At 60.0% G+C, this 8,658-nt stretch carries 2 protein-coding genes; both read right to left on the bottom strand.

What is annotated here, in order from left to right; genetic code table 11:
* On the bottom strand, positions 1–3,444 hold a 3,444-nt coding region (locus V3587_RS30555; protein ID WP_317829924.1), incomplete at its 3' end, for an amino acid adenylation domain-containing protein.
* Between the two features lie 274 nt (positions 3,445–3,718).
* The coding region (locus tag V3587_RS30550) for a non-ribosomal peptide synthetase (protein WP_317829923.1) at positions 3,719–8,658 on the bottom strand (4,940 nt) is incomplete at its 5' end.

The following is an 8,658-nucleotide window of genomic DNA, read 5'->3' as shown; positions in this document are numbered from 1 at the left end:
ACGCATCGCCAACGCCACCAACGACTCCGGCCCCACACCCACCGAAACCAAATACCGCGCAAGACGATTCACCCGAGACCCGAACTCCGCATACGACAGAGACTGCCCCTCGAACACCACCGCCACCGCACCCGGAGACGCCGCCACCTGCGCATCGAAACCGTCGAGCAACAAAGCACCAACAGTCAACTCGTGAACAGTGTCATTGACCGCCACCAACACCTGCGAACGCTCGTCCTCGCCGAGCAACTCCACATCCCCGACAACCGAATCAGGCTCCGCCACCATCGCTTCCAGAACCCGAACCAACCGCTCCGCAAACGAGACAACCGTCGACTCGTCGAACAAATCCGTCGCATACGTCAACGACATCGGCATCCCCACACCGACGCCGTCCTCCTCCAACGGTGACACCGTCAACTGCAGATCGAACTTCGCGATCTCCACACCCGCGTCGAAACCGGCAATCGACAGCCCCGGCAATTCCAAGACACTCTGCGCCATGTTCTGGAAGAACAACGCAACCTGGAACAACGGATGATGAGCCTGCGACCGCGCCGGATCAAGCACCTCCACCAACCGCTCGAACGGAACATCCTCGTTGCCGAACGCCCCCAGATCGACCTCACGAACCCGACCCAACAACTCCGAGAACGACTCCGAAGAATCCACCTCCGTCCGCAACACCAACGTATTGACGAACATCCCGATCAAATCATCAAGCTCCGGCTCACCCCGCCCAGCGATCGGCGAGCCCACCACAACGTCATCACTACCACTCAACCGCGCCAACACCACCGCCAACGCCGCATGCACCACCATGAACAACGACACACTACGATCAAGCGCCAACTGCTCGAGCGCCCGATGCAACCGCACATCAACCGAGAACTGGTAACTAGCACCACGATTGGACGCAACCAACGGCCGCGAACGATCCGCCGGCAACTCGATCCGCTCCGGCAACCCCGCCAACACCGACGTCCAATACCCCAACTGCTCAGACATCAACGACGACGGATCACCCTCGGACCCCAACACCTCACGCTGCCACAACGCGAAATCCGCATACTGCACCTCGAGCGGCGCCCACCCCGGAACCTGTCCACCCGCACGCGCCACATACGCCATCGACACATCACGCACCAACGGCCCCATCGACACACCATCAGCAGCAATATGGTGAACCACCAACGCCAACACAAACTCCGACGAACCCGTCTGGAACAAACGAACCCGCAACGGCACCTCAGAAGTGACATCGAACCCCTCAGTCACCACCGGCGCCAACACACCCAACAAATCAGCCTCATCGGTCGGCACCGCAGAAATATCCACAGCGAACCCACCCACCGGAAGAACCTGCTGGAACCCGACCCCCTCAAACTCCGGATACACCGTCCGCAAAATCTCATGCCGCGCAACAACATCCGACACAGCAGCCTGCAGAGCCGCAACATCCACCACACCAGACAAACGCAACACAATCGGAATATTGTTCACACCCGACACAGCATCAAACCGCGACAAAAACCACATCCGCTGCTGCGCCAACGACAACGGCACCCGCTCCGGACGCACCCGAGCAACCAACGCCACACGAGTACGCCCAGTGGAAGCTGCGAGCGCAGAGGCAAGCGACGACACGGTTGAAGACTCGAACAACGTCTTGACTTGTACCCGCACGTCGAAGACAGCACTCAACCGTGCTGCCAACTTCGCTGCGACAAGCGAATTACCTCCAAGCTCGAAGAAGTCGTCATCCGCTCCGACCTGCTCCAGCCCGAGCAGTTCACCAAACACCGTGGCGATCTGGATCTCATCCTCAGTGGAAGGAGCACGGAATGGACGAGACTCGAAATGCGGCTCCGGCAACGCGGAAGCATCCAACTTGCCCACGGGTGTCAACGGAATTTCACTGATGAGAACGACAGAGGCAGGCACCATATGCCTAGGCAATTCTTGTCTGCAGACGTCGAGCATTTCCGTGATGTCTACCTCAGCTCCCGCCCGTGGCAGCACGTATGCCACCAGAGCCTGCTCCCCATTGTCGAGCTTGCGACCGAGGGTTGCAACGAAGTCGACCGCCCGATGGGATGCAAGAACTGCGTCGATCTCTCCGAGTTCGACCCGGAAGCCTCGGATCTTCACTTGGGAGTCGGATCGCCCGACGTATTCGAGGTCCCGTGCACCCCCATCTGCGATGACCCAGCGTACGAGGTCACCACTGCGGTACATTCGTTCGCCCTGCGCTCCAAACGGATTCGCGATGAAACGGTCGGCAGTCATTCCCGCCAGATTGTGATATCCGCGCGCAACCTGAGGCCCGGCAAGATACAGCTCACCTGTCGACCCGACTGGGACTGGCTGTAACCGTGAGTCCAGAACCAGGGCGGAGGCCCCGCGAACAGGTCCACCAATTGTCACGCGGTCACCTGGTGCCAGTTTCGGGCTGATGTTGGTGACAATAGTCGTCTCGGTTGGGCCGTATCCGTTGTAGAAGGCCCTGTCCCGTCCCCACCGTGCAACAAGCTCAGGTGGGCATACCTCGCCACCGACGACAGCGGTGACGATGGAATCCAACCCCGAGGGATCGACAGATGCCAACATTGACGGGGTTCCCACCACATGCGTGACGCGTTCGGTTTTCAATAGTTCCGCGAGCTCGTCACCACCGAACACCGTCGTCGGAACGATAACCATCGTCGCGCCGGAACCGATGGTAAGCAACAGCTCGAAGAGCGAAGTATCGAAGCTGGGGGTGGCGAAGTGCAGAACCCTCGAGTGGGCTGTGGCACCAAGTCGCTCAGCCTGTTCACTCAGCAAATTGCCCAGGCCTGCGTGCGTGACAACAACACCTTTCGGACGTCCAGTCGACCCTGAGGTGTAGATAACGTATGCAGGGTGTTCGACTCGCAGAGTGCGAACACGGTCCGAATACGCCACCGGTTCGCCGGACATCGCTTCCGATGCCTGCGTCGTCTCGAGAGAATCGATCGCGATCCACCTCACAGACGATGGCAAATCAATACCTAATTCGCCGACGGTCAAGCCGATCGAGACACCCGAATCCTCGATCATGTACGCAACACGGTCAGACGGATAGTTCGGATCCACCGGCACAAAAGCTGCACCGGTCTTCGCGACTGCCCACACTGCCAGCACTGATTCGATTGACCGCGGGATGGACACGGCAACCCTGTCCTCCGGACCTACACCGTCGGCGATCAACATACGAGCCAGGCGAGACGACCGCGCATCCAATTCGGCGTATGAAAGTGCGTGCCCCTCGAATCGCAACGCTTCCCTCGAAGGGTCCAACTCGACGGCCGCTGCCAGCAACTGGGGCAGCAACAATGTCCTCGCTCGACGAGTGCGGGTGGGCCGCTCCCGTCGACTCTTGCGAGTAGCAGAGGTATCCGGCGTCACACCATCGGCGCTCATGCGGCCACGACCGACGCTCGAACGGCGTGATGGAGGAGCTCGTGCTGCGTCAAGACAATTTCACCTTCGCGTTGGTACTGCAGTTCGATCGGTATTCGCAGGAATCCGATCACTTCCCGAGGCTTTGCCCTTGACCTGGGCAAATCGAGTTCGACGTCCCGGTATAGCCCAAGTAGTTGATCGGACACACCGAACCATTGTTACAGCTGTCGAGGAGTGGACATCATCGGACTGTTCGGGATATGGGCGTCCATCTACTTCGTGAACGGCGGCGTCAGCTCAGAGTCCACGTCGCGGAATCACACGCCAGCCGTAGATCAGGCAACGCTCCTTCGACGACATCTGTGAAGACGTCTGTCTGACCTACCGCGTGCGAAACCCACTCCTCTTCGAGAAGTTCGTGCACCCCTGCGTTCTTCGCCCCTTCCGGGGACACAAGGACGACGCCACCCACTACCCCGGCCAGCAGAATCGTTAGAACCGATGTTTCATCGTCGTCGGGACCGAAGTACATCAAACGCGATTCGTAGTCGACGTCGTGCTTTTGCGACATAGCATCCAACTTCGCCGCGAGCTCTCCCTGGGTGATCTGGTCAGAGGCTGATCCGGTAACCACGACCGCGACGTCGTCCACATTGAGCGGACGAACCCGGTCCGCGTAGTTCACGGAACGAGTCGAGTACGACGCCACCAATTCGACAACATCGGGCCGAGCCAGATCGAGGGTCGTCTCCAGCGGAACATCGGAATTCACAGAATCTGCATCGCCCGAAGTCAGTGTCAAGGCCAGACTCGGCTCTGTTCCATTCGCACCCACTGTTCCTGTTGTGGCTCCCACGAGTACTGCCGCGCCTGCTTTGGACAGCGCCCAGATCGCCACCACCAGTTCGATGCCATGCAGCCCAGCGATCCCCACTGTGTCGCCCGGGCCGATCCCGAGACTGATGAGGTGGTGCGCAAGGCGAGACGATCGCGCATCAACCTCGTGGTATGTAACTTCCTCTTCATCGCACACGACTGCGACGGCGTCAGGATCAGCCTCCACGGAGTTCGCCAACCTCTGTGGCACGAGTCGGCGCGTCGGGCCACCAACTACTGGGGATGGCGTTGTGCCCACGGATCCGAGGACTTCTGCGCGTTCGGATTCGGTAAGCAGTTCGATGTCACCGATCAGACGTGAAGGATCTGCGGACACCTGATCTAGAACGCGTACGAATCGCTCGACATGTGCGTCGGCGGTCGTTTGGTCGAAAAGATCGGCGGCGAAAACCAAATGGCCAAGCAGTCCTCCTGTGACCGGATCAGAACTGAGATTGAGTTGGAGGTCGAACTTCGCAGTCGCCTCCACACCCTCGACTGCCGAGATCTTCAGATCCGGCAGACTGAACTCGGCTCCTGCCATCGGTTCGACCGACAGTGCAACCTGGAAAAGCTCGTTCGCTGACGCCGACAAAGCGCCGGTTACTTCCTCGAACGGTATGTCGCCGTTCGCAAATGCCTCGAGATCGACATTTCGAACCAGCGAGACCAATTCGCCGAATCCTGCTCCGAGGTCCGGAGCGGTCCTGAGTGCGAGCGTGTTGACGAACATTCCGACTATGTCGTCAAGTTGCTGCTCACCTCGCCCGGCTACAACCGTTCCGATAGCAAAATCTCGGCTTCCGCTCAACCGTGAGATGAGAACGGCAAGCGCAGCATGCACAACCATGAACAATGTGGCGTTGTGTTCGAGCGCAATCTCGTTGAGCCGCGTCGCGGTTTCCGCGTTGACGGAAAACTCCGAGACACCCGCCTTTGCAGACATCTGTGCGGGTCGCTGACGGTCGGAAGGCAATCCGGGCGTCGACGAAACACCGTTCAACGTCCGGCGCCAAAAGGCGAGTTGCTGTGCAGCCTGTGAGCCGACCTCGTCGACGCCACCGAGCACTGCTCGCTGCCAGATCGCGAAGTCCGCGTACTGAACAGTCAACGGATTCCACGACGGCGCGGTGCCGCGCACGCGAGCCTCATAAGCGACCATCATGTCTCGGGCCAGAGGTGCCATCGATTCACCGTCAGCGGCGATGTGATGAGCGACCAAGACGAACATGAAGTCTGCCCGCCCCAACTCGAGCAACCCCGTGCGTACGGGTACGTCCTGAGCTACGTCGAATCCGGTCGTCACCAACTCCGCGACGCGATTGAACGCCGTCGCCTCGTCGTCTACCTGAATCGTCTCGAGAGGCGAAAGAAGTTCGTCGACCGCGACGATCTCCTGAACCGGTCCTTCGATGTCACTCGGGTATCTGGTCCGGAGCGACTCGTGTCGAACCAAAACGTCGTGAAGAGACTGGCGCAACGCTGCGACATCCAAGTTCCCTGTCAACCGCAGTGCCAACGGAATGTTGTATGCCGCAGAACCTGGATCCATCTGGTTGATCAACCACATGCGCTGCTGCGCCAAGGACAGAGGGATGCGTTCTGGGCGTTCCTGCGCCTCCAGTTCCATTCTCGCGCCGGAGCCTGCAGTCTTTTGCGCTACCGCCGCCAAACCTTCCACCGTCGAGTTCTCGAACAGCACGCGCACCGGGATCTGAGCATCGAGCGCCTGCCCCAACCGTGCCGCCAACCTGGTCGCGATCAACGAATTACCACCGAGTGCAAAGAAATCGTCATCCAGACCGACCCGCTCGATGCTCAATACATCGCCGAATACCGACGCAACAATTTCCTGCACCGCTGTGACCGGCGCCCGGAACTCCGCTGCCTCGAATACCGGTGACGGGAGTGCCTTTCGATCCAACTTGCCCGACGCATTGAGTGGAAGCTCGTCGAGGACAAGAACCTTCGAGGGCACCATGTACGCCGGAAGCACCGCCCGGGCCGACTCCAGAACTTCCGACGCATCTACTGCAGTTCCCACGACATACCCGATCAGGCTGTCGCCGAACGTAGCATCGCTGTGCAGGACTACCACAGCGTCTGCAACCGCCTCGTGCGAGATCAGAGCAGATTCGATCTCGCCGAGTTCGATGCGTTGCCCCCGCAATTTGACCTGGAAATCCGACCGGCCGATGTACTCCAGCTCGCCCCGACCGTTCCACCTGACCAGGTCGCCGGTTCGGTACAACCTACTACCGCCGCCTGATTCATGCTCTCCCACAACCACAAAGGGGTTGGCGACGAAACGTTCCGCAGTCAACGCCGCTCGGTTTCCGTATCCGCGACCGACACCGACACCACCGACATACAACTCGCCGATCACGCCCGGTGGCACCAGACCCAACGACCGATCCAGAACGAACAGATCCATGTTCGGCACCGGTGCACCGATCGGAACGCTGACGGCGTCATGCGCAGTCACTGCATGGAACGAGACCACGTCCGACGCTTCCGTCGGGCCGTAACTGTTCACCACGCGTACTCCGCCTGACAACAAACTGCCAAGACGATTGAGCCGGATCGACTCGCCTCCAAGGAACACAACATCGAGAACGCTCAAAGCAGAATCCTCGTCGGAATCCACCACGGCTTCGAACGCGCTCGGCGACATGTTCGCCACTGCAACGTCACCGTGCCCGACGCGAGCGACGATCGCATCCGGATCGAAACCGTCTGGGGCAAGCACTACGCTCCGACCGCTGCTCAGCGCTGCCCAGACGTTCTTCTGTGTCAGGTCGAAACTCGGCGACGACGCGATCAGAAGACCACCAGTTTCGGGCAACTCGCTGCGATACCAGGCCACCGTGTTCTCGATACCCGCCATCGGCACCAACGTCGGCTTCGGACGACCAGTCGAACCGGATGTCGAAATGACATACCCCAGGCGGTCCCCCGCACCGAGTTCACGCCATCGATCCGTCGACCCCTCCACATTCGGCGAATCGCGCAAGGCGCTGTCGAGGACGATGACGTCCACGGTCAGATCGAGAGTCGTCGTACTCACCGCACATCGGGCGCCAGTGTCAGCGATTATCGCCTCGATCCGATCCTGCGGGTAGGACGGATCAATCGGCCCGTACGCAGCACCCGCCTTCCATGCCGCCAACATACCCACGACCCAATCGACCGACCTCGGCACGATCAACGCGACGACGTCATCCGGACCGACGCCGGCCGCCGTCAATCGCTCGGCCACCACGTTTGCGTAGGCGTCGAGTTGCCCATAGGTCAGCGCCTGTCCATCGCACTCGACGGCAAGAGAATCAGGGGTACGCCCAACCTGTTCGTCGAACATCGCGATCAAGGACGCGTCTACCAAAGCTGCACGCCTACCAGTGGACCAGCTGAGAAGGTTGCTGCGCTCAGCAGCAGTAAGTACGTCGATATCACCCAACCGAACTGACGGATCGACGGTGATCGCAGCAAGGATGCGCCCGAACCTGTCGGCAAAGCCAGCCACAGTCGACTCGTCGAACAGATCCGTCGCATACGTGAATTGCGCCGCCATCCCCGCCGGCGCACCGGACTCGTCGAACTGCTCGACCATGGTCAACTGCAGATCGAACTTCGCCGCCACGGTGTTGGCGTCGACGCCCGCAACTGTCAGATCACCGAGTCGAAGCACCGACTGCTCCATGTTCTGGAACGACAGCATCACCTGGAACAACGGATTGCGCGCCTGCGACCGCGCCGGATTGAGCACCTCCACCAAACGCTCGAATGGGAGATCTACATGCGCAAACGCACCCAGATCACCCTCACGAACCCGGCCCAACAACTCCGAGAACGACTCCGAAGAATCCACCTCCGTCCGCAACACCAACGTATTGACGAACATCCCGATCAAATCATCGAGAACCTGCTCACCACGACCCGCCACCGGAGTACCGATCGCAATATCGGACGTACTCGACAACCGCGCCAACAACACCGCCAACGCCGCATGCACCACCATGAACAACGACGAATTCGACTCACGCGCTATCTTTTTCAGAGACGAATGCTCAATTTCTCCGATGACGAACGCATGCTTGGCCCCACGATTGGACGCCACCGCAGGCCGCGGACGATCCGCCGGCAAATCCAACTGATCCGGCAACCCCGACAACGCCGACTCCCAGAACCCGATCTGACGCGAAATCAACGACGACGGATCATCTTCTGAACCGAGAGTCTCCCGCTGCCACAGCGCGTAGTCCGCATACTGCACCGCCAACGGCGCCCACCCCGGAACCTCACCCCGAGAACGAGCCTCGTACGCCACCATCACATCACGCGTGAGCGGCCCCATCG

This window comes from Rhodococcus sp. IEGM 1306, from assembly GCF_036541985.1.
In the GTDB taxonomy this organism is placed as follows: Bacteria; Actinomycetota; Actinomycetes; order Mycobacteriales; family Mycobacteriaceae; genus Rhodococcus_F; species Rhodococcus_F qingshengii.
This window is presented reverse-complemented; position numbering and strand designations above follow the sequence as displayed.